Origin of the sequence: Mycobacterium sp., assembly GCF_008709575.1 — a bacterium.
Taxonomy (GTDB): domain Bacteria; phylum Actinomycetota; class Actinomycetes; order Mycobacteriales; family Mycobacteriaceae; genus Mycobacterium.
On sequence record NZ_VYIK01000006.1, the window covers coordinates 43,950 to 69,242 of the forward strand.

At 68.4% G+C, this 25,293-nt stretch carries 18 protein-coding genes; 15 read left to right on the forward strand and 3 right to left on the reverse strand.

The genetic code is table 11. From position 1 onward, the window contains the following. The first annotated feature begins 700 nt into the window (after positions 1-700). Together F6Q13_RS02475 and F6Q13_RS02480 are read left to right on the forward strand one after the other, a co-directional pair. Complete coding sequence (locus F6Q13_RS02475; RefSeq protein WP_293051753.1) at positions 701-1,000, forward strand: hypothetical protein; 300 nt, start codon at positions 701-703, stop codon at positions 998-1,000. A gap of 50 nt (positions 1,001-1,050) precedes the next feature. Beyond that, positions 1,051-1,500, forward strand: a complete 450-nt coding sequence (locus F6Q13_RS02480; protein WP_293051818.1) for a DinB family protein — start codon at positions 1,051-1,053, stop codon at positions 1,498-1,500. Positions 1,501-1,532: 32 nt separating this feature from the next. Here F6Q13_RS02480 and fadD2 read toward each other — a convergent pair whose 3' ends face one another. Beyond that, positions 1,533-3,212 (reverse strand): long-chain-fatty-acid--CoA ligase FadD2, encoded by a 1,680-nt coding sequence (fadD2, locus tag F6Q13_RS02485; protein WP_293051755.1) that lies wholly within the window; start codon positions 3,210-3,212, stop codon positions 1,533-1,535. 112 nt (positions 3,213-3,324) lie between these two features. On the opposite strand from fadD2, the gene F6Q13_RS02490 reads away from it, so the two are divergent. The 8 genes from F6Q13_RS02490 (at position 3,325) to F6Q13_RS02525 (ending at position 19,568) form a co-directional block, all read left to right on the forward strand. After that, on the forward strand, positions 3,325-6,924 hold the full coding sequence (locus F6Q13_RS02490; RefSeq protein WP_293051758.1) for a hydantoinase B/oxoprolinase family protein: 3,600 nt from the start codon (positions 3,325-3,327) through the stop codon (positions 6,922-6,924). Between the two features lie 32 nt (positions 6,925-6,956). Then, on the forward strand, positions 6,957-7,946 hold the full coding sequence (locus F6Q13_RS02495) for an ABC transporter substrate-binding protein (RefSeq protein WP_293051761.1): 990 nt from the start codon (positions 6,957-6,959) through the stop codon (positions 7,944-7,946). Positions 7,947-8,075: 129 nt separating this feature from the next. After that, positions 8,076-8,696 (forward strand): carboxyltransferase domain-containing protein, encoded by a 621-nt coding sequence (locus tag F6Q13_RS02500; RefSeq protein ID WP_293051819.1) that lies wholly within the window; start codon positions 8,076-8,078, stop codon positions 8,694-8,696. 10 nt (positions 8,697-8,706) lie between these two features. After that, a complete protein-coding gene (locus F6Q13_RS02505) occupies positions 8,707-9,612 on the forward strand; it encodes a 5-oxoprolinase/urea amidolyase family protein (protein WP_293051763.1) in 906 nt (301 codons plus the stop codon). Between the two features lie 10 nt (positions 9,613-9,622). Next, the gene (locus F6Q13_RS02510; RefSeq protein WP_293051765.1) at positions 9,623-10,168 is read left to right on the forward strand and encodes a GNAT family N-acetyltransferase; all 546 of its coding nucleotides are present in this window, start codon (positions 9,623-9,625) and stop codon (positions 10,166-10,168) included. 176 nt (positions 10,169-10,344) lie between these two features. After that, positions 10,345-11,595 (forward strand): uroporphyrinogen-III synthase, encoded by a 1,251-nt coding sequence (locus F6Q13_RS02515; RefSeq protein WP_293051767.1) that lies wholly within the window; start codon positions 10,345-10,347, stop codon positions 11,593-11,595. A gap of 223 nt (positions 11,596-11,818) precedes the next feature. Then, entirely contained in the window at positions 11,819-13,138 is a 1,320-nt protein-coding gene (locus F6Q13_RS02520) for a carotenoid oxygenase family protein (RefSeq protein WP_293051770.1), read from the forward strand. A gap of 343 nt (positions 13,139-13,481) precedes the next feature. Next, positions 13,482-19,568 (forward strand): type I polyketide synthase, encoded by a 6,087-nt coding sequence (locus F6Q13_RS02525; RefSeq protein WP_293051773.1) that lies wholly within the window; start codon positions 13,482-13,484, stop codon positions 19,566-19,568. 21 nt (positions 19,569-19,589) lie between these two features. Here the strand turns inward: F6Q13_RS02525 and F6Q13_RS02530 are convergent, their stop codons facing one another. Next, positions 19,590-20,147 (reverse strand): hypothetical protein, encoded by a 558-nt coding sequence (locus F6Q13_RS02530; protein WP_293051776.1) that lies wholly within the window; start codon positions 20,145-20,147, stop codon positions 19,590-19,592. A gap of 372 nt (positions 20,148-20,519) precedes the next feature. On the opposite strand from F6Q13_RS02530, the gene F6Q13_RS02535 reads away from it, so the two are divergent. From F6Q13_RS02535 to F6Q13_RS02545, 3 genes are read left to right on the forward strand one after another with little or no spacing between them, the layout of a single operon-like run. After that, entirely contained in the window at positions 20,520-21,629 is a 1,110-nt protein-coding gene (locus F6Q13_RS02535) for a Re/Si-specific NAD(P)(+) transhydrogenase subunit alpha (protein ID WP_293051778.1), read from the forward strand. Continuing rightward, complete coding sequence (locus F6Q13_RS02540; protein ID WP_293051781.1) at positions 21,622-21,960, forward strand: NAD(P) transhydrogenase subunit alpha; 339 nt, start codon at positions 21,622-21,624, stop codon at positions 21,958-21,960. Before F6Q13_RS02535 ends, F6Q13_RS02540 begins: the two co-directional genes overlap by 8 nt. Further along, positions 21,957-23,381 carry an NAD(P)(+) transhydrogenase (Re/Si-specific) subunit beta gene (locus F6Q13_RS02545; protein ID WP_293051784.1) on the forward strand — a complete coding sequence of 475 codons (1,425 nt, stop codon included), beginning with the start codon at positions 21,957-21,959 and terminating at the stop codon, positions 23,379-23,381. The genes F6Q13_RS02540 and F6Q13_RS02545 overlap by 4 nt, the downstream gene beginning before the upstream one ends. Before the next feature lie 41 nt (positions 23,382-23,422). Here F6Q13_RS02545 and F6Q13_RS02550 read toward each other — a convergent pair whose 3' ends face one another. Then, the gene (locus tag F6Q13_RS02550) at positions 23,423-23,554 is read right to left on the reverse strand and encodes a hypothetical protein (RefSeq protein ID WP_293051786.1); all 132 of its coding nucleotides are present in this window, start codon (positions 23,552-23,554) and stop codon (positions 23,423-23,425) included. A gap of 147 nt (positions 23,555-23,701) precedes the next feature. On the opposite strand from F6Q13_RS02550, the gene F6Q13_RS02555 reads away from it, so the two are divergent. After that, on the forward strand, positions 23,702-24,358 hold the full coding sequence (locus F6Q13_RS02555; protein WP_293051789.1) for a TetR/AcrR family transcriptional regulator: 657 nt from the start codon (positions 23,702-23,704) through the stop codon (positions 24,356-24,358). A gap of 48 nt (positions 24,359-24,406) precedes the next feature. After that, on the forward strand, positions 24,407-25,288 hold the full coding sequence (locus F6Q13_RS02560) for an acyl-CoA thioesterase II (protein ID WP_293051792.1): 882 nt from the start codon (positions 24,407-24,409) through the stop codon (positions 25,286-25,288). Positions 25,289-25,293 lie beyond the last annotated feature (5 nt).

The window sequence follows — 25,293 nt, forward strand, 5'->3', positions numbered from 1 at the left end:
GGATAACGGCGCTGCATTTGCCGCGGGAGCGGCACCGACCAACATCGCACCGGCCACCATGGTGGCTCCAACAGCATTAGTTGCCAGGCGACCGGCCGACGAGAGCAACTTCAACATTGGTTGCTCCTTGATTTGCTGATAACCGACAACCGAAACAATACAATTTATTTTCTAGCAAATCTCGTAAAAGAGTCTGCCATGGCCCTGTGAATGTATTCGACGTCCTAGCCGAAATAGCGATAGTCTGGCAATAACATGATTTCATTTAGTTACTTAATTCATGCTTTACTGATGTCGGCTGATACTGAATCCTGTCATGATCTTTATCATCGAATGAGCAGCTAGAAGCCGAATAACTCGCTACTTGTCCCAGTAGATCCGTAGCTCATTACCTAATGTCTTCCGGAGATGGCATAGTGGTGCCCTGCCCGTTCCTTGCGGGCTTCTTTCTCGGGTAGAAGCCAAAAGTATGCACCTCGTAATAAGGCATCCTATTTTCGATATAACCTGCTGTACAGCAACTTTTAAAGTGTATCGTTAGTCACCGATCGGCCGAGTCCGGGAACCGCACGCCCGATCCGGTGGTCTCCACATTGACGCACGTGCGCAAGTCCTGATGTACTGAAATACGCCAACAGGAGGGTCGAGCATTCGCATGCAATCCAGCGCAGGATCGTTCCGCGACAAGTCCGCTCCGAGGGTGCCTGCTGGGTCGGCCCAGCCGACCGGCTCAGCACCGCCCGACGCGGTCGTCCCGACGGAGCGTCTCAACGTCCGCCGTAAACTCGTGCAGCGCACCCGTGGCCAAAAAACACGCCGGACCGTCGACCTCTCACCCGCCACCCACCGGGCCCTCGACATCTGGCAACGCGAAGCCGCCGACCGCCTCGGTGTCGCCCGGGTCACCGGGCAAGAGGTCCTCAGCGCACTCATCGAAGAGCTGCTGGCCGATCCGAAGCTCTCTGCCCAGGTCACGCGCCACATTCGGGACCGACGCTGACTCCACCAGCACATCGCCGCGAGCTAGGGCCAATCGACGAGCGCGCCACACTGGAGGCGTTCCTCGACGACTACCGAGACATTGTCGTGCAGAAGGTCTCGGGTCTCTCCGATGCCGATGCCCGCCGTCGTCTGGTCACTTCGCAGACGACGGTGGGCGGGTTGGTCAAACACCTGCGGTGGGCCGAATACGGCTGGTTCGATCAACTGCTGCAGCAGCGCGCCGATGACAACCTTCGCCGCCATGATCGCTGCTGGGAGTTCGAGTTTCTCCCCGAGGAGTCGCTGGAGACGCTGGTCGCCGAATACCGGGCGCAGTGCACGCAGTCGCGGCGTATCGCGGCGCGTTTTCCGCTCGACCACACTGTGCCGCACGTGCGCCTCGGACAGGTGGCGCTGCGGTGGATCTATGTGCACATGATCGAGGAGACCGCACGCCACGCCGGCCACCTCGACATCCTGCGCGAACAACTCGACGGCGTGACCGGGTTCGGCGGATAAGGCTGGTCGCGGCGGCAAGGAGCCGCGAGGACCTACGTCAGTTCCACTTTGCGCAGCTCGCGTTTGAGGATCTTGCCGGTCGGATTGCGCGGCAACTCGTCGAGGAACACCACGTCACGCGGGACCTTGTAGCGAGCGAGATGGTCGCGGACGTAGCGCTTGATGGTTTCCTCGTCGATGTCGGCGTCGGGTTTCTTGACCACGAACGCCCGCAGCCGCGCACCCCACTCCTTGTCGTCGACGCCGATCGCGGCGGCTTCCACCACGTCGGGATGCCCGCTGATCAGATCTTCGACTTCGGCGGGGAAGACGTTCTCGCCGCCGGACACGATCATCTCGTCGTCGCGACCGCTGACGTAGAGCAAGTCGTGCTCGTCGAAGTAGCCCACGTCCCCGGACGACAACAAGCCGTCGATGATCTGCTTGCCCCCGCCGCCGGTGTAGCCGCCGAACGGGAACGTCGTGCCGACGAAGATCCGCCCGACCTGTCCGCGCGGGAGCTCGTTGCCGTTGTCGTCGAAGATCTTGACCTTCACCCCGGCGACCCTCGGTCCCACCGTCGACGGGTTGAGCTGCAGATCCTTGGGCCCGGCGATGGTGGCGAACGCGATCTCGGTCGAGCCGTACATGTTGTAGACGACCGGACCGAGGTCTTTGAGCGCTCGCACGGCAAGTTCGGCGCCGAGCTGCGAACCCGACACGAACACGATCCGCAGGCTGGACAGATCCGGCTTGGTTTGCATCTTCTCCAGCGCGTCGAGCATGCGCGACAACATCACCGGGACGACGACAACCGCGGTCACCTTGTGCTTTTCGATGTCGTCGAGAACGGTGGCCGCCTTGAACCGCCGGTGCAGCACCAGTGTCGAGCCGAGGAACATCGCCAGGGTGGCGTGCAGGTAGCCCAGCGCGTGAAACATCGGGGACGGCAGCGATGTCACCTCACCCGCCTTGAACGGCACGTGCGACAAGATGCCGCCGATCGGGGCCAACGTCGGGGGCGTACCCCGATTAGCGCCCTTGGGGGTGCCGGTGGTACCGCTGGTCAAGATGATGATCGACGCGTGCCTGGTCGCCTTGGGCGCGGGCACGCCGCTGCTGCGCGCGATCAGGTCGGCCAGCGTCTCGTCGGAACTGCCCGAGGGCTGGTCGGCGTCGGGATTGGTGCCGAGCGCCCGCAGCTTACCCAGCGGCGGTTCGGCCTTACTGACGGCGTCGGTGTATTCGTCGTCGTAGATGATCAGCTTGGCGTTTTCGCGTTCGGCGACCTCCTTGATCTGCGGACCGGAGAACTCACTGTTGAGCAGGATGATGCGGGCGCCCACCCGGGCGCAGCCGAAGTTTGCGATGCAAAACCACCGGTGGTTGCGGGCCAGGATCGCCACGCCGTCACCGCCGCGTACACCCTTGTCCAGCAAACCGTGGGCCACCGCGTTGACTGCGTCGTCAAGCTCGCGGTACGTCAGCGTACCGTCGTCGTCGATGATCGCCACCCCGTTGGGGCTGCGGCGGGCATTGAGCGCCGGCAGCATGCCGATCTCACCCCATTTCATGGCGTCAGCCACCATCGCGGCATAGTGCTGCGGCGGCTGCAATCCCACCGCGCCGGATTCGAGGATCTTGCGCAGGTAGTGCAGTTCGGCCGCCCCGCGTTCGGCGTATTGCCGGAGTTTGGCCGCCGCGTTCGAGGGCAGGTCAGTCAACTTGGGCATGGCCTCACAATAGGTGACCCAGATCGCTCACCGACGGCAAAATTGACCAGAATTACGATAAAACCATGGCGCCTCCGGTGACCCTGGAGCCTCGGCCCGCAGAGTCCGCCCGATGAGCCGGCCGGGCTGGCAATTCTGGATCGACCGGGGTGGCACCTTCACCGACATCGTGGCCCGCCGGCCGGACGGACGTCTGCTGACGCACAAACTGCTGTCGGAGAATCCCGCTCGCTACCGCGACGCCGCGGTGGCCGGGATCCGCACCCTGCTCGGCGACGACGAATCTGCACGACTCGACGCGGTCCGGATGGGCACCACGGTGGCAACCAATGCCCTGCTGGAACGCAAAGGTGAGCGCACGCTGCTGGTAATCACCCGAGGTTTCGGTGACGCGCTGCGGATCGGCTACCAGAACCGGCCGCGGATTTTCGACCGACACATCGTGACACCGGAGATGCTCTACGAGCGGGTCGTCGAGGTCGACGAGCGGGTCACCGCCGAGGGCGAGGTGTTGCGGGCACCCGACCTGCAGGCATTGCGCGGTCCGCTGCAGCAAGCCCGCGACGAGGGTATCGGCGCGGTCGCGGTGGTGTGCCTGCACAGCTACCTGTACCCGGCGCACGAGCGGCAGATCGGCGAGCTCGCCGCGCAGATCGGGTTCGACCAGGTCTCGCTGTCCTCGGAGGTCAGTCCGCTGATGAAGCTGGTTCCGCGGGGCGACACCGCGGTCGTCGACGCCTACCTGTCCCCGGTGCTGCGCCGCTACGTCAACCAGGTGGCAGACCAGCTGAGCGGGGTGCGGCTGATGTTCATGCAGTCTAACGGCGGCCTGGCCGAGGCCGGGCACTTGCGCGCCAAGGACGCGATCCTGTCCGGACCGGCCGGCGGGATCGTCGGTATGGCGCGGATGTCGGCACTGGCCGGATTCGACCACGTGATCGGCTTCGACATGGGCGGCACTTCCACCGACGTGTCGCACTATGCCGGAGCCGGGACCTACGAGCGGGTGTTCACCACCGAGGTGGCCGGGGTCCGGTTACGGGCCCCGATGCTCGCCATCCACACGGTGGCCGCCGGCGGTGGGTCGATCCTGCACTTCGACGGAAGCCGGTACCGGGTCGGTCCGGACTCGGCGGGGGCCGATCCCGGTCCGGCCTGCTACCGCGGCGGCGGGCCGCTCACCGTCACCGACGCCAACGTGATGCTGGGCCGCATCCAGCCCGCGTACTTTCCCGCCGTGTTCGGCCCCGACGGCAACCAGCCGCTGGACACCGAGGTGGTGCGGCGCGGCTTTGCCGACCTGGCCGCCGACATCCGGGCCCGCACCGGTGACGACCGCACACCCGAACAGGTCGCCGCGGGATTCGTGCAGATCGCGGTTGCCAACATGGCCACCGCCGTCAGGAAGATCTCCGTGCAGAAGGGGCGCGACGTCACCCGGTACGCACTGACCACATTCGGCGGAGCAGGCGGCCAGCACGCCTGCGCGGTCGCCGACGCGCTGGGCATTCGCACCGTGCTCGTCCCGCCGCTGGCCGGGGTGCTCTCGGCGCTGGGGATCGGCCTGGCCGACACCACCGTGATGCGCGAGCGGGCCGTGCAGGTTGTGCTCGATCGCGCCGCCCTGGACACGTTGTCCGCCCTCGCCGATGAGCTGGAGCAGACCGCGCGCGCAGAGTTGGCCGCCCAGGGGATTCCGGCCGGGCGGATCCGGGTGGCGCGACGGGTGCAGCTGCGGTACGAGGGCACCGACACCACGATCGGAGTCGATTTCGCCGGGGCGGCGGACCTGACAGCGATGATCAACACATTCGAGGCCGGCCACCGGGCGATGTATTCGTTCCTGTTGGACCGTCCGCTGATCGCCGACGCGATTTCGGTCGAGGCGACCGGGCTTGCCGAGCAACCCGATCTGTCGCACCTGGGCGAACAGATGGCGGAGCTCGGCGAACACGGCGGCCCGGCGGCAACCGTGCCGATGTTTTCGGCCGGCTCCTGGCGCGACGCGCCGCTGTACCAGCGGGAGCGGATGCGGCCCGGAGAGGTCGTGACCGGCCCGGCGATCATCGCCGAAGCCAACGCCACCACCGTCGTCGACGACGGCTGGCAGGCGGTGACGACTCCCACCGGGCACCTGATCGTCGAGCGGGTGATCGCCCCTGCCCCGCCGGACGCCGGCACCGCGGCCGACCCGGTGTTCTTGGAGATCTTCAACAACCTGTTCATGGCGGTCGCCGAACAGATGGGCATCAGGTTGCAAGCCACCGCGCAGTCAGTGAATATCCGCGAGCGACTGGACTTTTCCTGTGCGCTTTTCGACTCGGGCGGAAATCTGGTCGCCAATGCGCCGCACATCCCGGTGCATCTGGGCTCGATGGGCGGCACTGTCCATGAAGTGCTCCGCCGGCGCTGCGGTGCGATAAAGCCCGGCGACGTGTACGCCGTCAACGACCCCTACCACGGTGGCACGCATTTGCCGGACATCACCGTGGTGACCCCGGTCTTCGACCGCGCCGGCCAACAGCTCCTGTTCTTCGTGGCGTCTCGCGGGCATCATGCCGAAATCGGCGGATCCACGCCGGGCTCCATGCCCGCCGACAGTCACCACATCGACGAGGAAGGCGTGCTGTTCGACAATTGGCTGCTGGCCGAGGATGGGACGTTCCGGGAAGCCGCGACGCGGCAGCTGCTCACCGAAGGACGCTCGCGCGACCCCGACACCAACCTCGCCGACCTGCGCGCCCAGATCGCCGCCAACCAGAAGGGTGTCGACGAGGTCAACGCGATGATCGACCACTTCGGGCTCGACGTCGTCTCGGCCTACATGCGCCATGTGCAGGACAACGCCGAAGCCGCCGTTCGCCGCGTCATCGACAAGCTCGAGGACGGCGAATACCGCTACCAGATGGATTGCGGTGCAACGATCGCCGTTCGGGTCACCGTCGACCGCGCAGACCGCAGCGCCGTCATCGACTTCACCGGAACCTCGGCCCAGCTGGATTCCAACTTCAACGCGCCGACCTCGGTGGTGCGGGCCGCGGTGCTCTACGTGTTCCGGACGCTGGTCGCCGACGACATCCCGCTCAACGACGGGTGCCTGCGCCCGCTGCACATCGTGGTCCCGCAGGGGTCCATGCTGGCGCCGACCTACCCGGCCGCCGTCGTGGCCGGAAATGTCGAAACCTCGCAGGCGATCACCGGCGCACTGTTGGCGGCGCTGCGGGTGCAGGCCGAAGGCTCCGGAACGATGAACAACGTCACGTTCGGCAACGAGCGGCACCAGTACTACGAAACGATCGGATCGGGCTCGGGGGCCGGTGACGGGTTCGACGGCGCGTCGGTCGTGCAGACGCACATGACCAACTCCCGGCTCACCGATCCCGAAGTGCTGGAGTGGCGATTCCCCGTGCTGTTGCGGGAGTTCGCCATCCGCCGTGGCAGCGGCGGGGCCGGACGGTGGCGCGGGGGCGACGGCGCACGGCGCCGGATCGAGTTCAGGCAGCCGATGACCGCGACCATCCTGTCGGGGCACCGCCGCATCGCGCCCTACGGCATGGCCGGCGGCTCACCCGGACAGCTGGGACGCAATTGGGTGCAACGCGCCGACGGCAGCATTGACGAGTTGGCGGGCTGCGACTCGACCGCGGTGCGGCCCGGCGACGCCCTGGTGATCGAAACCCCCGGCGGCGGGGGTTACGGCACATCCGCGTGATGCCGCCGCACTCGATGCGCCACAATCACGCTATGCGGGCGACTGACCGTGCCCCGGGTCGGCAGAGTCGGCGCGGATTTCTGGGCGCGGCCGCACTGCTTGCCGCCGGGATCCCGGCCTGCGCGGCACACCGGCCCGCCCCCGGCAATCCGGGTGGTGGGCCGGTGACGGTCAGGAGCATCTTCGGTGCCACCACCATTCCCGCCCCACCCAAGCGGGTCGTCAGCGCGGGCTATACCGAGCAGGACGACCTGCTCGCCGTCGGCGTCGTACCGATAGCGGTGACCGCGTGGTTCGGCGACGAACCGTTCGCGGTGTGGCCATGGGCCCAGTCTCGACTGGGCGACGCCAAACCGGTCGTGTTGAGCCTGGACAACGGAATCCAGGTCGACCGGATCGCCGGACTCCAACCTGACCTGATCGTGGCGACCAATGCCGGAGTGGACGCCGACACCTACCAGAAACTGTCGGCGATCGCCCCGACTGTCGCGCAGTCGGACGGTGACGCGTTCTTCGAGCCGTGGAAGGTGCAGGCCGACGTGATCGGCGAAGCGGTCTTCCAGGCCGCCCAGATGAAGTCCCTGATCGAGAGCATCGACCAGAAGTTCGCCACGGTCGCCCAGCAGTACCCGCAATTCCGCGGCAAGAAAGTCTTACTGCTGCAGGGCAAGTTCTACCGGGACAATGTGGTGGCCACCACCGGCTGGCGCACCGAGTTCCTCACCCAGATGGGCCTGGTCGTGGCCGACAGCGTCACGTCGTTTGCGATCGACCAGCAGCGCGCGGTCATTTCGCGCAGCCACCTCCGGTCGGTGCTGCAGGCTGCCGATGTGCTCGTCTGGACAACCGACAACGACGACGATCGCGAGGCGCTGCTCGCCGAGCCCGAGGTGGCGGCGGTACAGGCACGCAGCGTCTTCACCACCAAGGAGCTGGCCGGTGCGATCGCGTTCGCCTCGCCACTGAGCTATCCGGTGGTGGCCGACCAGCTGCCTGCGCTGCTGGCCACCGCGCTCGGCTAACCGGCCGGAGCAGCCCGCCACGGCGTGCCTCTGAGCGTTTGCTAAGGCAGCTCTGGCAGAGCTCGAAAACCTCGCGCCGCCCCCGCCGCCGGGGGCTAACGTCGCGTCGTGAGCGTTGCGATGGACCCGATGGTGGCCGCCACTGTGCGCGATTACGGCGACCATGCGCTGCTGCTGGAGTTCGACGGCGTCGGTGAGGTATTAGCGTGGACGGCCGCCCTGCGCGAGGCAGCGCTGCCCGGTGTGCTCGACATCATTCCGGCTCCCCGCACGGTGCTGGTGAAACTGGCCGGCCCGCGCTACCGAAGAGTCGTGCGGCAGCGCCTGGGTACGCTGCTGGTTAACCCCGAGTCCGCTGCGCCGATCGGCGGGGTCGACGTGGTGATCGACGTCGCCTACGACGGTGCCGATCTCGCCGAGGTCACCGAGCTGAGCGGGCTGACCGCCGCGCAGGTCATCAATGCCCACACCGCGACGCCCTGGCGGGTGGGATTCGGCGGATTTGCTCCGGGGTTCGCCTATCTGCTCGGCGGCGATCCCCGGCTGCAGGTGCCGGTGCGCTCCGAAGAGCGGGCGCGGATACCGGCCGGTTCAGTTGCCCTGGCAGGCGAATTCAGCGGCATCTACCCACGGCGATCACCGAGCCGCTGGCACGTGCTCGGTCACACCGACGCGGTGCTGTGGGATGTCGACCGGCCCGACCCGGCGCTGCTGACGCCGGGGATGTGGGTCGGATTCCGGGCCGCGTAGGAGGACCGCGATGCCGGCATTGGAGATCGTGCGCACCGGGCCGCTGGCGTTGATCGAGGACCTCGGGCGGGTCGGCCTGTCCCACCTGGGAGTCTCCCGCTCGGGTGCGGCCGATCGCCGTTCCCACACCCTGGCCAACCGGCTGTTGGCCAACCCCGACGACCGCGCCACCATCGAGGTGACCCTGGGCGGCTTTTCGGCCCGAGTCCGGGGCGGGGACGTCGACATCGCGGTGACCGGTGCCGACACCGATCCTGCTGTCGATGGGATTGCTTTTGGAAACAACAGTATTCACCATGTTTGCGACGGCGAGGTGATATCGCTGGGCGTTCCGTGTTCGGGTCTGCGCAGTTACCTGGGCGTGCGCGGCGGCATCGACGTCACCCCGGTGCTCGGCTCGCGCAGCTACGACGTGATGTCGGCCATCGGGCCGCGACCGCTGCGGCCCGGCGATGTCCTGCCGGTCGGCGAGCCCGCCCACGACTACCCCGAACTCGACCAGGCCCCGGTGGCGGCGATCAGCGATCAGTTGGTGGATTTGCGGGTGGTGCCCGGGCCGCGGGACGACTGGCTCGTCGACCCCGACGCCCTGGTGCACACCATCTGGCTGGTCTCCGACCACAGCGACCGGGTCGGGATGCGGCTGGCGGGACGCCCGCTGCAGCACTGCCGGCCGGATCGCCCATTGTCCGCCGAAGGAGTCACCCGCGGGGCGATTCAAGTGCCGCGCAACGGTTTACCGGTAATCCTGGGGCCAGACCACCCGGTCACCGGCAGCTACCCGGTAGTTGGTGTGATCACCGACGACGACATCGACACACTGGCCCAGTTGCGGCCCGGACAGTACGTGCGGCTGCATTGGTCACGGCCCAGGTCCCGGCTCGTTTGGGCTGCCGCGAGCCAGTCCGCCTGGTAAACCGGGAGGTGTGCACACCCAGGTACACACCGCCCGCCTGGTTCACACCGCTGATCTCGACGCCGACACCCGGCGGCGCGCTCACCGCATGGTCGTCGACGCGTTCGCGGGCGAGTTCTCCGACACCGACTGGGACCACGCGCTGGGCGGGATGCATGCGCTGATCTGGTATCGCGGCGCGATCATTGCCCACGGCGCGGTGGTGCAGCGACGGCTCATGCACCGCGGCACCGCGTTACGTTGCGGCTACGTCGAAGCCGTCGCGGTGCGGGAGGACTGGCGCGGCCAGGGGCTGGCGATCGCGGTGCTCGACGCGTGTGAGCAAGTGATCCGAGGGGGATACCCCATGGGCGCGCTGCGTTCGTCGGAGCGGGGGCGGCGGCTCTACACGGTGCGCGGCTGGTTGCCGTGGCGCGGCCCGACGTCGGTACTGGCACCCGGCGGGCTGACGCGCACGCCCGATGACGACGGGTCGGTGTTCGTACTACCGGTCGGCATCAGCCTGGACACCTCTGCCGCGCTGACATGCGATTGGCGCGACGGGGACGTCTGGTAAGTTCAGACCTGACACGCACCGGGGACCGCACCTGCGACCCGGCCAGCAGTATCATTGTTGACATCACTGTTGACCCGACCGCCGCAAAACGATGCTGCGGCCTTGTGATGACAGGGCAACTCGCAGGCAATTGGCAGGTAACGCGTCAGAAACTTCTCAGGCATTGCATGCTTGCTATGGAGCACGGCGGCGACCCCGATTCGCGGCCACTGGCCGGCTATCGGGTCGCGGTGACGTCCGTGCACCGTGCCGACGAGCTGGGTGCGCTGCTGCGCCGGCAGGGGGCGACCGTCTACAGCGCGCCGGCGATCACGAAAGTCTCATTGTCTGATGATGAGGAGCTGCGCCGCCAGACCGCGGCGTTGATCGCCCGCCCACCCGACATCGTGATCGCGACGACCGGGGTCGGGTTTCGCAGCTGGATCACGGCCGCCGAAGGGTGGGGGCTGGCCGACCCGTTGCTCACCGCGCTTGCGCACGCGCGGATCCTTTCGCGCGGACCGAAAGCGACCGTTGCGGTCCGCGCGACCGGCTTACGCGAGGAATGGACCCCGCGATCCGAATCCTCCCGCGAGGTGCTGCATCACCTGCTCGAGTCCGGGGTGCACGGACAACGTATTGCATTGCAGTTGCACGGCGTCACTGAGCATTTCGATCCGTTCCCCGAGTATGTCGACGAGCTGCGCGGCGCGGGAGCTGAAGTCGTGGCTATCCGGGCGTACCGATGGCGGCCGGCGCCGGCCGGCGACTTCGACAAGCTGCTCAGCCAGCTCGCCCAGCGGCAATTCGACGCCATCAGCTTCACCTCGGCCCCGGCAGCGGCGGCGACATTGCTGCGCGCTCGCGAGTTAGGGATCGCGGACCGGGTCATCGACGCGTTGCGTGGCGAGGTCCAGGCGATGTGCGTGGGGCCGGTGACCGCCCAACCGCTCATGCGGCAGGGCATTCCGACGTCGTCGCCGCAACTCATGCGGTTGGGGGCACTGGCCCAGCATATCGCCGACGAGCTGCCGTTGCACCGCACGCGAACCGTCCGGGCGGCCGGCCATGTCCTCGAAATTCGCGGCTCGGGCGTGGTGGTCGACGGTGTCATCAAGGAGCTGTCGCCCGCCGGCATGGCAACTTTGCAGGTGCTGGCCCAACGTCCGGGCGTGGTGTTCGGCCGCGCCGAGTTGTTACGCGCGCTGCCGGGTCACGGCGCCGACGCCCATGCGGTGGATACCGCGGTCTTGCGACTGCGAAAAGCTCTAGGGGACCACAATATCATCGCGACCGTGGTCAAGCGCGGCTACCGCCTGGCCATCGACGAGGAGCCGGACGCCGCCATCGGTCAGGCCGCCTCAGAGGTGCCGCCCCGCGGACAACCGCCTGGCTCGTGCGTGACTTCGGCGACGGCGCGGGTCGGCGTCTGCCGCGGGCCCACGTGAGCCACCCACGGCCCGAAGTGCTCGTGCCAGGCGGTCGATGGCAGCGTCGCGACCAGACCCAGGGTTACGCGACGCGGTGCTGTCGCTCCGGTGTATTCTCGCCAGCGTTGGACATCGCCGAGTTTCTTGCCCGATCTTCGCGACGCGCCACACAACCCGCACCGGCGATCAGGGCGCGACCACACCACCGGCCCGGCCCTGACACTGAGCCCAGGAGTTTCTGGTGACCGAGGCTGCCGACACCGTGATCCCGTTTTTCCGCACCGGTAATTACTTGCCGGTGGCCGACGAGCTGACCGCCTTCGAGCTGCCCGTCGACGGGGGGATCCCACCCGAGCTGGATGGCTGGTACCTCCGCAACGGCCCGAACCCGCGGCACGGCAGCGGTCACTGGTTCACCGGCGACGGAATGATTCACGGATTGCGACTGCGCGACGGGCGTGCGGCCTGGTATCGCAACCGCTGGGTGCGCACGGAGAGCTTCGAGAACCCGTTTCCGGTGTACGGGCCCGACGGCACCCGTAATCTGCGTTCCAGCGCGGCCAACACCCACGTGGTACGTCATGCCGGTCGCACGCTGGCCCTGGTGGAATCCTCGCTGCCGTACGAAATCACCAATGAGCTGGAGACGTTGGGCGTCTACGACTTCGGCGGCAAACTGATGGACGCCATGACCGCTCATCCGAAGATCTGCCCGCGAACCGGTGAACTGCATTTCTTCGGGTACGGCAACCTCACCAAGCCGCACGTCACCTACCATCGCGCCGATGCCGCAGGCAGGCTCACGATCAACCAGGGCATCGACGTTCCCGCGCTGACCATGATGCACGACTTCGCGCTCACCGCCGACCACGTGGTGTTCATGGACCTGCCCGTCGTGTTCGATCTCGACCTGGCGCTGTCCGGCGAGAGCGCCCTGCCCTACCGCTGGGACGACGGCTACGGCGCGCGCCTGGGCGTGATGCGCCGCGACGATCCGTTCGGGCCGCTGCGCTGGCTCGAGGTCCAGCCGTGCTACGTCTTTCACGTCGTCAACGCCTACGACGACGCCGATAGCATCGTGCTGCACGTCGTCCGCTATCCCGAGTTATGGCGCAACAGTGGCAGTTTCGGTGTTGACGCCGCGTTGTGGCGCTGGACGATCGACCTGACCCGGGGCACCGTCACCGAACGCCAGATCGACGACCGCAAGGTGGAGTTCCCCCGCGTCGATGACCGCCGGACCGGGTTGCCGGCCCGCTACGCCGTCACCGTCGGCGACGGCGCGCTGATCCGCTACGACCTGGACGGCGATACGGCACAGGAGCATTCGTTCGGCTCCGGCGAGCGCGGCGGGGCACCCGACGAGGCGGTGTTCGCCCCGGCGGTGCCGGCGACCGATGAGCTGGCCGGCTGGTATCTGTTGTTCGTCTACGATCCGGCCACCGACAGCAGCGACCTGGTGATCATCGACGCCTCCGACTTCACCGGTGAGCCCGTCGCCCGGGTACACCTTCCGCAGCGGGTACCGCACGGATTCCACGGCACCTGGATTCCCGCCTGAGCCGCAGTCGTGCCAGTGGGAACCGCCCGGAGAAATTCGGCCGCGGCGACATGCAGATGCTGCTCGTAGTCACCTCCGACGGCGGCGCCGCGGGGCCCGGCGGCACGCAGGGTGGGCATCGGCATCGTCGACCAGCTGCGCCGGTCGTCCTACATCACCCGGGTGCTGTCGCCGTGGACCGTCGCGCCGGCGCACCTGCTCGGCAGATTCAACTGGTGATCGCCCAAAGCTTCGGAACGACTGCGGGTTTGGTTCGGCAGCCACGCCACCTCGACGACACCAATCCGCCCAGGTCCCGGCTCCGAATCCCTGAGGTGAAGCGACCCCGACTGTGCCCGTCCCGATGACAGGCGGGGCGGCCGCCTCGTCACCGACCGCTTCCGGGTCCTTTGCCCGCGAGCCGATCGCCGTCGTCGGCGTGGGGTGCCGGCTGCCCGGCGGCATCGCAGATCCCGACGGTCTGTGGGAGGCGCTGCTTCAGGGTCGCGACTGCGTGGGCGACATCCCGGGTGACCGCTGGGATCCGGCGTGGTTTTTGGACCCGACCGGTCGCACCCCGGGACGCAGCTACACCCAACAGGGCGGCGTGCTCGCCGAGGATCCGAAAGCTTTCGACGCCGCGTTTTTCGGCATCCTCCCGCGGGAGGCGGCGATCCTCGACCCGCAGCAGCGTCTGCTGCTGCAGTGCAGCTGGGAGGCGTTCGAGGACGCCGGTGAGCCGCCCGAGCAGCACGCCGGCTCACCGACCGGGGTGTTCGTCGGGGGTTTCATGATGGACAGCCAGATGATTCACGGCGACCCGGTCAACCGCGAGCGCATCAGCACCCATTCGGCGACGGCGAACACCCTGACCATGCTGTCCAACCGGCTGTCGTATGTCTTCGACCTGCGCGGACCCAGTGTGTCGCTGGACGCCGCGTGCGCGTCGTCGCTGGTCGCGGTGCACCAAGCGTGCCAGAGCATCTGGGCCGGAGAAAGCGACGCGGCGCTGGTCGGCGGGGTCAACGTGATGCTGAGCCCCGAAACGCAGGTCACGCTGGCCAAAGGGCGCTTCCTGTCGCCGACGGGGCGGTGCCGGGCGTTCAGCGCCGACGCCGACGGCTACGTGCGCGCCGAAGGCGCGGTGGTGCTGCTGCTCAAACCGCTGTCGGCGGCCCAGCGCGCGGGCAACACGGTCCACGCGGTCATCCTGGGCACCGCGACCAATCACGACGGTCGGACCACCGGGATCACGGTGCCGCGCGCCGACGCCCAGATCGCGGTGATGCGCTCGGCGTATGCCCAGGCCGGCATCCCACCGTCTCAGGTGTGCTACATCGAAGCCCACGGCACCGGGACGCCCGTCGGCGATCCCGTCGAGGCTGCCGCGATCGGCGCGGTGGCCGGGGCCGAACGGACCGGAGAGCCATGCCGGGTGGGGTCGATCAAAACCAACCTCGGGCATCTGGAGGCCGCCGCGGGTGCGGCGGGCCTGCTCAAAGCCGCGCTGTGCGTCAAGCACGGCGTGGTCCCTCCCCACCTGCATCTGAGCGCGGTGAACCCGGCGATCGATCTGGACGCCCTCAACGTCACGATCCCGACCGCGGCGGAGCCGCTGCCGCGGCTACACGGACGCCGGGTGGCCGGGGTCAACTCGTTCGGATACGGCGGGACCAACGCCCACGTCGTGCTGGCTGAGCCGCCGGCTGCCCCGGCGGTGGCCGACGACGGCAATCGCCCGGCGCCGCTGCTGCTGATCAGCGCACGCAGTCCCGCGGCCCTACGTCAGCTGGCCGAACAGCACGCCCGCGCACTCTCGCGGCCTTCTGTCGACCTGCGCAGCCATTGCCGCAGCGCCGCCGTGCACCGCAGCCACCACCGCTTCCGGGCAGCGTTCGACGCCGCTGACCGGTCGTCGCTACTAGCGTCGCTGGCCGCCTACGCCCAGGATCCCGCCGATGCCGAACCTGCGCTGGAGGCTCCCGGGCTGACGTTCGTCTACACCGGAATGGGCCCGCAGTGGTGGGCGATGGGCCGCGAACTGCTGGGCGCCGAACCGGTGTTCCGGGCCGCCGCCGAGGAGTGCGACGCGGTGTTCCGGGAGGTGGCCGGCTGGTCGGTGCTCGCCGAGCTGCTGGCCGGGGAGTCGGCGTCGCGGATGGTCGCCACCGAGGTGGCGCAGCCGGCCAACGTGGTGCTGCAGATCGCGCTGACTCGGCTGCTGAGCACCTGGGGCGTGGTGCCCGACGCCGTCGTCGGTCATAGCGTCGGCGAGGTCGCGGCGGCGTTCGCCTCCGGAGCCCTGGGCCTGCGCGACACGCTGCGAGTGGCCTATCACCGCAGCCGGCTGCAAGCCCGGCTGGCTGGCCGCGGCACGATGCTCGCGGTCGGGCTACCCCCCCACGACACCGCGGCTTACCTCGGCCGCTTCGAAGACCGGGTGTCGGTGGCCGCGGTCAACAGCGCGAACTCGGTCACGCTCGCCGGCGAGCAGGACGCGCTGGAGAAGCTCGCCGGGCAGCTTGCGCAGAGCGGGGTGTTCGCCCGCTTCCTGCGGGTGGAGGTGCCCTACCACAGCGCGGCGATGGAGGAGATCCACGACGAGCTGGTGGCGTCGCTGGGCGGCCTGACACCGGGGGCGCCGGCGCTCGACGTCTACTCGACCGTCACCGGAACCCGCCTGGGCGATCTTCGCCACGACGCCGTGTATTGGTGGCACAACGCCCGCGACACGGTGCGCTTCGCCGACGCGCTCGCCGCGGCGATCACCGACGGGCAGCGGATCTTCCTGGAGGTCGGGCCGCATCCGGTGCTGGCCGGGTCGATCCGCGACGGGCTCAGCCACGTCGGCGTGGCCGGGGTCACCGTCGCGTCGCTGACCCGCGGCACCCCGGAGGGCGCGTCACTGCGCACGGCGTTGCGCGCGTTGTACACCGCCGGTGCGCGCATTGACTGGGCGGCGTTCTTCGGTCCCGGCGCCTACACCCCGGTTCCGAAATACCCGTGGCAGCAGGCTGTCTCGTGGGCCGAAAACGAGCGGTCGGCCCGCCGTCGGGTGCACCATGACCACCATCCGATGGTCCGCGAGGTCGGCGACGGCCCCCCGCCCCGATTGGTCGCCGACATCTCGTTCGGGGCACTGCCGTACCTTGAGGACCACGTTGTGGCGGGGGCGGTGCTGTTTCCCGCCGCGGGGTGCGTTGAGCTCGCGCTGGCGGCACGCCACGCCCTCACCGGCAGCCCGCAATGCTCCATCGAGGACCTCGACCTGGCGGCCGCAGTGCCGCTGGACGCCGAAACCGCGGCCCGGCTGGTGGTGACGGCCTCCCCCGACTCGCCGGTGCTGTCGATCTATCACCAGCGTGACGACGCGGCCCCGGCGCTGTGTGCCAGGGCCAGCCTGTTCCCGGTCGGCCGGACCCGTCCCGCAGTGAATGTCGACGCGCTGCGGCGGCGGCTGACCGAGGACGTCGGGCCCGACGCCGTCTACGCCGAGCTGGCGCGGCGAGGCCTGTGCTACGGCCCGCGGTTTCAGGCGGTCGGTGCGCTGGCCCGTTCCGGCGGTGAGGTCCTCGCCCGGCTCGCGCTGCCCGACGCTGTCGACGGACGGGGCTATCACCTGCACCCGGTGCTGCTCGACGCCGCCCTGCACAGCCTGATCGCCGCGGCGGATCTCCCGATACGTCAGCAGCTGATCCCGGTGGCAATCGAGCGCATCCAGTTCTTCGGCGGGACGTTGCCGCCCGCCTACAGCTACGGCCGCGCCGTCAGCGCTGACAGACGCGACGTCCGCGGCGACATCACCGTGCTCGGCGCTGACGGCGCGGTGATCGCCGAGATCACCGGGTTCACCTGCCGGCTGTTGCCCCGCGGCGAGTCCCCGGACCAGCTGCGCCGCTACCTGTTCACTCGCTGCTGGGTTCCGTTGGACGCTGAAACCAACGCCGGGATTTCGTGGCTGGTGCTCAACCGGGCCGACCCCGGGCCGGTGCTCGCCGAACTGGCCCGGCGCTCCGACCCGGTGTGGCTGGTGGACACCCGGTGGGCGGCACCGCCCGCCGACACCGACGACCCGGTGCGCCAGGGTGCGGACGCCGTCGAGGCGCTGCTGGCCACCATCCGCTCGCTGCCCGCCGGCAAGCCGGCCCGCTACTTCGTGGTCACGCGCGGCGCCGAGGCGCTCGCCGGGGACGCCACGCCACCGGCGGTCGACCGGGCCGTGCTGGCCGGCGTGGCCCGCACCGTGATGTCCGAGCGGCCCGACCTGGTGCTGACCCTGGTCGACGTGGATGGTGTCGGCAACGACGTCGCCGAGCTCGTTGCGGTGTTGGGCACAGTGGGCCCCGAGCAGGAGGTCGCGGTGCGCGGCGGCAAGCTGTTGTGCGCCCGGATCGATCACGCGGCCACCGATCTCGTCGAGCAACCGGAGCCGCAGACCGTCCCCGCGCGGCCCGGGTCGGCCTTTCTGCTGGACCCGCGCCCGGCCGAGCATCCGACGGGGTTCGTCGCGGGTGCCCGGTCCGCGCCGGGCGCCGACGAGGTCGAGATCGAGGTCGAGGTCGCGGCGCTCGGCCCCGGGTTACCGGTGGTCGGCCGGGTCGGCCGGGTCGGCAGCGCGGTCACCGGGGTCGATGTCGGCGATCTAGTGCACACCGTGCCGACCGGTCCGCTGCGCTCGCACGTCGTGGCGGCGTGGCGCGCCGTGGTGGTGTTGCCCGACTCCGCGCGGCCGGAGTCGTTCGCCGGGCTGGGCGCGATGCTGGTTGCCTACTGCGGCCTGGTCAAGGTCGCAGCACTGCAGAAGGGTGAGACGGTGCTGGTCCACGACGCGGCCGGGGGTGTGGGTCTGGCTGCCGTCGAGATCGCGACGGGGGTGGGCGCCGAGGTGATCGCGACGGCCCCCTCGCCAGAACAGCGCGACTACCTGCGCAGGCTGGGCATTGCCCGGGTGAGCGACTCGCAGCAGGTGGGTTTCTACGACGATGTGCTGGAGGCGACCGACGGCCGCGGTGTCGACGTGGTGCTCGGCGGCGTCGGCGGCGAGCGGCGGGCCAAGAGCGTCGCGTGTCTGGCCCCATTCGGGCGATTCGTCGACCTGGGCAACGTGGAACGCGACGCTTCGCTGGGGTGGCGCTCACCACAGAAAAACCTGCTCATCGCACGGGTCGACTTCGAGGAGCTCTGCACTGAGCGGCCCGACTACCTCGCCGCGCTCTACACCGAGGTGCTGGCATTGCTGGAGCAGCGCACGCTGGCCGGCCCCCCGGTGACGGTCATCCCGGCCGGTCAGGTGGCGGAGGCGTTTCGGCTGGCCGGCGACGCCCGCCAGGTGGGCCAGGTGTGCGTGAGCATGCGTGACCCGCAGCTGACGCTGCGGCGCTACCCGCCGCAGCGCATCCGTCCCGACGTCACCTATCTGGTGACCGGTGGGCTCGGCGGCGTCGGGCTGCAGACCGCGGCGTGGCTACTGGAGCGGGGAGCAAGGCATCTGGTGCTGGTCAGCCGCCGCGGCGCAGCCTCGCCGGAGGCGCAGGCCTGGCTGTGCCGGCTGCCGCGCGACGTGACGGTGCGGGCGTTCGCCGCCGACGTCGCCGACCGCGCCCAGCTGGCCGGGGTGCTCGACGAAGTCGCTGCCACGATGCCGCCGCTGCGCGGGGTGATCCACAGCGCGGCGGTGTTCGACGACCGTCCGGTGGCCGAACTGGACCGCGGATCGCTGGACCGGGTTCTCCGGCCCAAGGCGCTGGGCGCCTGGCATCTGCACACGCTCACCGGCGCGCTGGACTTCTTCGTGCTGTACTCGTCGATCTCGGCGCTGATCGGCAACCCGGGGCAGGCGAACTACGTCGCCGCCAACGCCGCGCTGGAGGCGCTGGCCGCGCGGCGGCATCACCTGGGTCTGCCCGCGTCGGTAATCCAGTGGGGTGCCCTGGGCGAGACGGGGCTGGTTGCGCGGGACGCCACCGTGGCCCGCCATCTGAGGCAGCTGGGGTTGACCCCGCTCGGCATCGACGCCGCGTTCGCCGCCCTGGGGGTGGTGATCGACCGCGGCGTCGACAGCGTCGCAGTGGTGGATGCTGACTGGCCGCGGCTGGCGGCTCTGATCCCGCCGACGTCCGGGCGGCGGCGTTTCGAGCGGCTGGCCGGGGAGCACGACGGCGACGGCCGAGGCCCGGCGCTGCAGGTGCTCGACGGGCTCAGCGACGCGGAAGCACGTCAGACGGTCGAAGACATCGTGGCCACGATCGTGGCCGCCGAGCTGGGGCTACCGGCGAGCTCCCCGCCGGAGCGGGCGCAGCCCCTGACCGATCTCGGGGTGGACTCGCTGATGGGCCTCGACATCGCCGCGGCCCTGGAGAAAGCGCTCGGGCTGCGGGTGTCGGCGATGGACGTGGCCTCCGGCTGGTCGATCGCCCAGATCGCCGAGATCGTGCTCGACCGCCGTCAGTAGCCGCGGCGCGGGTGCTGACGCTCAGAAGAAGCTGAACAACGCCGTCGCGAGGTCGATCATCACGTTGCCCGTTTGCTCGACCGGCGCCAGCCCGTTGCCGACAAGCGTGGCCAGATCGATGCTGCCCGGCTGCATGATCGAATCTTCGGCACCCAGAATCGAGGCGATGTCGACATTGCCCGTCACGTCGGCGGTGCTGCCGGCGCCGAGGATGTAGGCGATGTCGACGTTGCCCACGGCGTCGGCGCTGTTCTGGCCGCCCAGCGCGGCAGCGATGTCGAGCAACCCGCCGGACGCGTCGGCGCTGCTGTTCGGGCCGACGGCGAGCGCGATGTCGCCCAGCCCTGAAGTGGCGGTGGCGGTACCGGTCGCGAAGGTAAGCCCGTCGATCGACAGGGCGATGTTCGGGTCGAACAGCGGGTCGGAACCGGCCGCACTGGCGGCGGCGGCCCACACGTCGTCGGTCGCCGCGCCGAGCGTGTCGGCGGCGGCGGTCCCGGGGGTGGCGGCCAGCGCCGCCGCGATACCCAGCCCGGTCGCCAGCCCGGCGATCCGGCCCTTGCTGCTACCACGTTTCATGACAATTCTTCCTTCCACCGAAACCGGCTGATCAACGAGTCGGTGCGACCCCCCGATATATCTCCCCTCCGACCTGACGGTCGGCTGAAACTATGCTTAACATATTCTGGGCGGATCCGCTACCGATACCGTCACCGAGATGACCGTCGGAGCCGCCTAGGCACAAGGTCTCTTTGTGATTCCACAACGCGCCGACCGCTACACGATCCGCCGCGGCTGGCGAAGCATTAGCGGGTGAACCGATCGACTGGCGCGGGGAGCGCCGCCGGGACGCGTTATGGTACGGGGCGTGCGGCCGCGCCAGCGGATATCCCGCGCGGCAGCACGAAACGAGAAAGCACGAGAAAGCACGAGAAAGCAGATGTGCCCGTCATGACAGAGTCGCAGACGAGCGTCGGTGTGGTCGCCGAGTCCGGAGCCGACGAGCGGCGTGTCGCCCTGGTACCCAAAGCGGTGGCGCCCCTGGTGAACAGCGGTGTGAGGGTCGTCGTCGAAGCCGGCGCGGGCGAGCGCGCGCTGCTTCCCGACGAGCTCTACATCGAAGCCGGCGCCACGATCGGAGACGCCTGGGCGGCCGACGTCGTCGTCAAGGTGGCGCCCCCTACCGCCGGCGAGGTGTCCCGGCTGCGCTCCGGACAGACGCTGATCGGCTTTTTGGCGCCCCGCAACGCCGACAACCAGATCGATGCGCTCAGGCGGACCGGGGTGCAGGCATTCGCGTTAGAGGCGATCCCGCGGATCTCGCGCGCTCAGGTGATGGACGCGCTGTCCTCGCAGGCCAACGTCGCGGGCTACAAGGCCGTGCTGCTGGCCGCCTCCGAGGCGACCCGATTCTTCCCGATGCTGACGACGGCAGCCGGCACGGTCAAACCGGCGTCGGTGCTGGTGCTCGGCGTGGGAGTGGCCGGACTGCAGGCGCTCGCCACGGCCAAACGGCTGGGCGCGCGCACGACCGGCTACGACGTGCGGCCCGAGGTGGCCGACCAGGTCCGCTCGGTGGGCGCGCAGTGGCTCGAGATCGGCATCGATGCCGCCGGCGAAGGCGGGTACGCGCGGGAGCTGACCGAGGAGGAACGCGCGCAGCAGCAGAAAGCCCTGGAGGTAGCGATCACCGGTTTCGACGTCGTGATCACCACCGCGCTGGTGCCGGGTCGACCGGCGCCCACGCTGGTGACCGCCGAAGCGGTGCGGGGTATGAAGCCGGGCAGCGTGGTGGTGGACCTGTCCGGGGAGACCGGAGGCAACTGTGAGCTCACCGAACCGGGCCACGTCGTCGTCAAACACGGCGTGACGATCGCCGCCCCGCTGAACCTGCCGGCGACGATGCCCGAGCATGCCAGCGAACTGTACAGCAAGAACATCACCGCGCTGCTGGAGTTGCTGATCAGCGACGGCAAGCTGGCCCCCAACTTCGACGACGAGGTCATTGCCGCGGCGTGCGTCACCCGCGCGGCTGGGAAGGACAATGAGACAGATGTATGACGACCTGCTGGCCAATGTGGCGATTCTGGTGCTGTCCGGATTCGTCGGGTTCGCGGTGATCTCTAAGGTGCCCAACACGCTGCACACCCCGCTGATGTCGGGCACCAACGCGATCCACGGCATCGTCGTGCTCGGCGCGCTGCTGGTGCTCGGCCGTGTCGAGCACCCGACGATCGCGCAGCAGATCATCCTGTTCGTCGCGTTGGTGTTCGGCACGCTCAACGTCATCGGCGGCTTCATCGTCACCGACCGGATGCTGGGCATGTTCAAAGGCAAGAAGCGCGCGCCGGTCACGGCCCAAACGACCCCGACGAACGGGCAAGGGCGATGAACTATCTCGTCGCTGTCCTCTACCTCGTCGCGTTCTCGCTCTTCATCTACGGGTTGATGGGTTTGACCGGGCCCAAGACCGCGGTGCGCGGCAACCTGATCGCCGCGCTAGGGATGACCATCGCGGTCGCGGCCACCTTGATCTTCATCCGGCACACCCACCAGTGGCCGCTGATCGTGGCCGGGCTGGTTCTGGGCATCGTGCTTGGCGTGCCGCCGGCCCAACTGACCAAGATGACCGCGATGCCGCAGCTGGTGGCGTTCTTCAACGGCGTCGGTGGTGGCACCGTGGCCCTGATCGCGCTCTCGGAGTTCATCGATACCGACGGATTTTCCGCATTCCAGCACGGCGAGTCGCCGACCGTGCACATCGTGGTGGCCTCGCTGTTCGCCGCGATCATCGGCTCGATCTCGTTCTGGGGCTCGATCATCGCGTTCGGCAAGCTGCAAGAGATCATCCCCGGCCGTCCGATCGGTGCCGGCCGGGCTCAGCAACCGCTGAACCTGATCCTGCTGGCGGGCGCCGTCGCCGCCGCGGTGGTCATCGGGCTGCGCGCCGATCCCGGCAGCGGCGGGGCGCCGCTGTGGTGGATGATCGGGCTGCTGGCCGCTGCCGGGATACTCGGTCTGATGGTGGTGCTGCCGATCGGCGGCGCCGACATGCCCGTCGTGATCTCGATGCTCAACGCGATGACCGGGCTGTCGGCAGCCGCGGCGGGACTGGCGCTGAACAACACCGCGATGATCGTCGCCGGCATGATCGTCGGCGCCTCCGGCTCGATCCTGACCAACCTGATGGCCAAGGCGATGAACCGCTCGATCCCGGCGATCGTCGCCGGCGGATTCGGGGGCGGCGGCGTCACCCCCGGTGGCGGCGACGGCGGCGACAAGGTGGTCAAGTCCATCTCGGCGGCCGACGCCGCGATCCAGATGGCCTATGCCAATCAGGTGATCGTGGTGCCCGGGTACGGCATGGCGGTTGCCCAGGCGCAGCATGCCGTCAAGGACATGGCCAACTTACTGGAGAAGCGGGGCGTGCCGGTCAAATACGCGATCCACCCGGTGGCCGGCCGGATGCCCGGCCACATGAACGTGCTGCTGGCCGAGGCTGAGGTCGACTACGACGCGATGAAGGACATGGACGACATCAACGACGAGTTCGCCCGCACCGACGTCGCGATCGTCATCGGCGCCAACGACGTCACCAATCCGGCGGCCCGCAACGAGCCGAACAGCCCGATTTATGGCATGCCGATCCTCAACGTGGACAAAGCGAGATCGGTGATCGTGCTCAAGCGGTCGATGAGCTCAGGGTTCGCCGGCATCGACAACCCGCTGTTCTACGCCGACAACACCGCCATGTTGTTCGGCGACGCGAAAAAGTCGGTATCCGACATCATCGAGGAACTCAAAGCCCTGTAAGCCGGTTCCGGCGAACCGGAACGGGTCTGCGACTATGCGCCCTACACGGGCGGATACGCCGGCGGCGGATACCCGTTGCCGTCGACGACACCTCGAAAACCCCAGGGCACGTATCGAAAATAGAATTCGAGCTCGTCGGAAAAGTCGTAGCTGGGGTTCGGATCGGGATCCATCTGACCACCTCTTCGGGTCGCGACGTCGGCTCGCTCACTAGTGTAGCCCTATCGGGCCGCGCCGCGACACCGGACAAACCCTGTTACTAGACTACTAACCAGTTGATTGATGCCGGGACGTGCCGGCCGTCCGATAAGCGAGTCGACATGCCATCCGAGAACGGACTCTCCCGCCGTGAGGAGTTGCTGAGCGTGGCCACCAAGTTGTTTGCCGCACGCGGTTACCACGGTACCCGCATGGACGACGTCGCCGACGTGGTGGGACTGAACAAGGCGACCGTTTATCACTATTACGCCAGCAAGTCGCTGATTCTCTACGACATCTATCAACGGGCTGCCGAGCGCACGCTGGCCGCGGTGCACGACGACCCGTCGATGTCTGCCCGGGAGGCGCTCTACCAGTACACGGTGCGACTGCTCGACCAGATCGCCGCCAACCCCGAAGGCGCGGCGGTGTACTTCCAAGAGCAGCCCTACATCACCGAGTGGTTCACCGAAGAGCAAGTCACCGCGGTGCGCGAGAAGGAGACCCAGGTCTACGAGCACGTGCATGGTCTCATCGACCGGGGCATCGCCAGCGGCGAATTCTACGAGTGCGACTCGCACGTCGTGGCGCTGGGCTACATCGGGATGACGCTCGGTGCCTATCGGTGGCTGCGCCCCAGCGGACGGCGCAGCGCCAAGGAGATCGCCGCGGAGTTCAGCACCGCGCTGCTGCGCGGCCTCATTCGCGACGAGACGATCCGCGTCGAATCGCCGTTGGGTGCTAACAGCCAAACCGATACCGCGCCGCGCGATTCCTGATCACCGGCCAGCTTTACATAGATGTCCGCGACCGTCACGCTATAGGGCATGACCACCGATGCTGATCAGACCCAATGGTCGGTGACCGGTCTGCTCGAGCTGTTCGACGCGCGCCCCGACGGCCCCGACCGGTTCACCGCCGACACCGGCCTCGCCGGCGCTGACGAACGGCAGGTGGTCGAAGGCACCCAGGTGCTCGCGCAGACGATTGTCGCGACCGCCAAACGGTTTCCGGAGAAGTCGGTGCGGTCGGCGCACGCGGTGTTCACCCGGGCGGTCACAATGGGGCCACCGGTCGTGTTGGAGTTCGACGTCGTGCACGAAGGCCGGTCCACCGCGGCCGCGGTGGTGTCGGCCATCCAGAACGGTCGGCGTTGCGTGAGCGTCACCGTTTTGGCCGACGTGCCCTCGCCCGACGTCATCCGCCACCACGTTCGGCGGCCCGATGTCGTCGCACCCGCCGCCGCCAACCTGGTCGAGATGCCGATGCGCGGGCGGGAACTGCGGCTGGTCGACGTCGTCGACGTGAACAGTCCCGACGAGGTGGGGCCGCCGGAGTTGTACGCCTGGCTGCACTATGACCCGATCCCGACTCGTGCCGAGTTGGCTAAGGCGTTGATCGCCCACTTCACCGGGCATTTGGGGATCTCCACCACGATGCGTGCACACCCGGGGATCGGCACCAGCCAGTCGCACCGGACGGTGTCCACGGCGCCGATGACGGTCACGGTCAGCTTCCACGAACCGGTCCGCTGGACCGGCTGGCTGCTATACAGCCACGAAAGCACGCAGGTTGGCGCCGGAATGTCTTATGTGCGCGGGCACGTCCACACCGAGCAGGGCGAGTTGCTCGCGTCGTTCACCCAGGAGGCGTTGATCCGGCCCATGCGGCAAACCGACACCGCAATCGCCGTCGAGTCCCGACTGTAGCGGCA

Excerpts from the sequence above, each read along its gene's own strand:
- F6Q13_RS02530 (WP_293051776.1), bottom strand. The coding sequence starts at position 20,147 with ATGAAACGTGGTAGCAGCAAGGGCCGGATCGCCGGGCTGGCGACCGGG.
- F6Q13_RS02540 (WP_293051781.1), top strand. The coding sequence starts at position 21,622 with ATGTATGACGACCTGCTGGCCAATGTGGCGATTCTGGTGCTGTCCGGA.
- F6Q13_RS02545 (WP_293051784.1), top strand. The coding sequence starts at position 21,957 with ATGAACTATCTCGTCGCTGTCCTCTACCTCGTCGCGTTCTCGCTCTTC.
- F6Q13_RS02550 (WP_293051786.1), bottom strand. The coding sequence starts at position 23,554 with ATGGATCCCGATCCGAACCCCAGCTACGACTTTTCCGACGAGCTCGAA.
- F6Q13_RS02490 (WP_293051758.1), top strand. The coding sequence starts at position 3,325 with ATGAGCCGGCCGGGCTGGCAATTCTGGATCGACCGGGGTGGCACCTTC.
- F6Q13_RS02495 (WP_293051761.1), top strand. The coding sequence starts at position 6,957 with ATGCGGGCGACTGACCGTGCCCCGGGTCGGCAGAGTCGGCGCGGATTT.
- F6Q13_RS02505 (WP_293051763.1), top strand. The coding sequence starts at position 8,707 with ATGCCGGCATTGGAGATCGTGCGCACCGGGCCGCTGGCGTTGATCGAG.
- F6Q13_RS02535 (WP_293051778.1), top strand. The coding sequence starts at position 20,520 with ATGACAGAGTCGCAGACGAGCGTCGGTGTGGTCGCCGAGTCCGGAGCC.
- fadD2 (WP_293051755.1), bottom strand. The coding sequence starts at position 3,212 with ATGCCCAAGTTGACTGACCTGCCCTCGAACGCGGCGGCCAAACTCCGG.
- F6Q13_RS02555 (WP_293051789.1), top strand. The coding sequence starts at position 23,702 with ATGCCATCCGAGAACGGACTCTCCCGCCGTGAGGAGTTGCTGAGCGTG.
- F6Q13_RS02560 (WP_293051792.1), top strand. The coding sequence starts at position 24,407 with ATGACCACCGATGCTGATCAGACCCAATGGTCGGTGACCGGTCTGCTC.
- F6Q13_RS02525 (WP_293051773.1), top strand. The coding sequence starts at position 13,482 with ATGACAGGCGGGGCGGCCGCCTCGTCACCGACCGCTTCCGGGTCCTTT.
- F6Q13_RS02500 (WP_293051819.1), top strand. The coding sequence starts at position 8,076 with ATGGTGGCCGCCACTGTGCGCGATTACGGCGACCATGCGCTGCTGCTG.
- F6Q13_RS02515 (WP_293051767.1), top strand. The coding sequence starts at position 10,345 with ATGGAGCACGGCGGCGACCCCGATTCGCGGCCACTGGCCGGCTATCGG.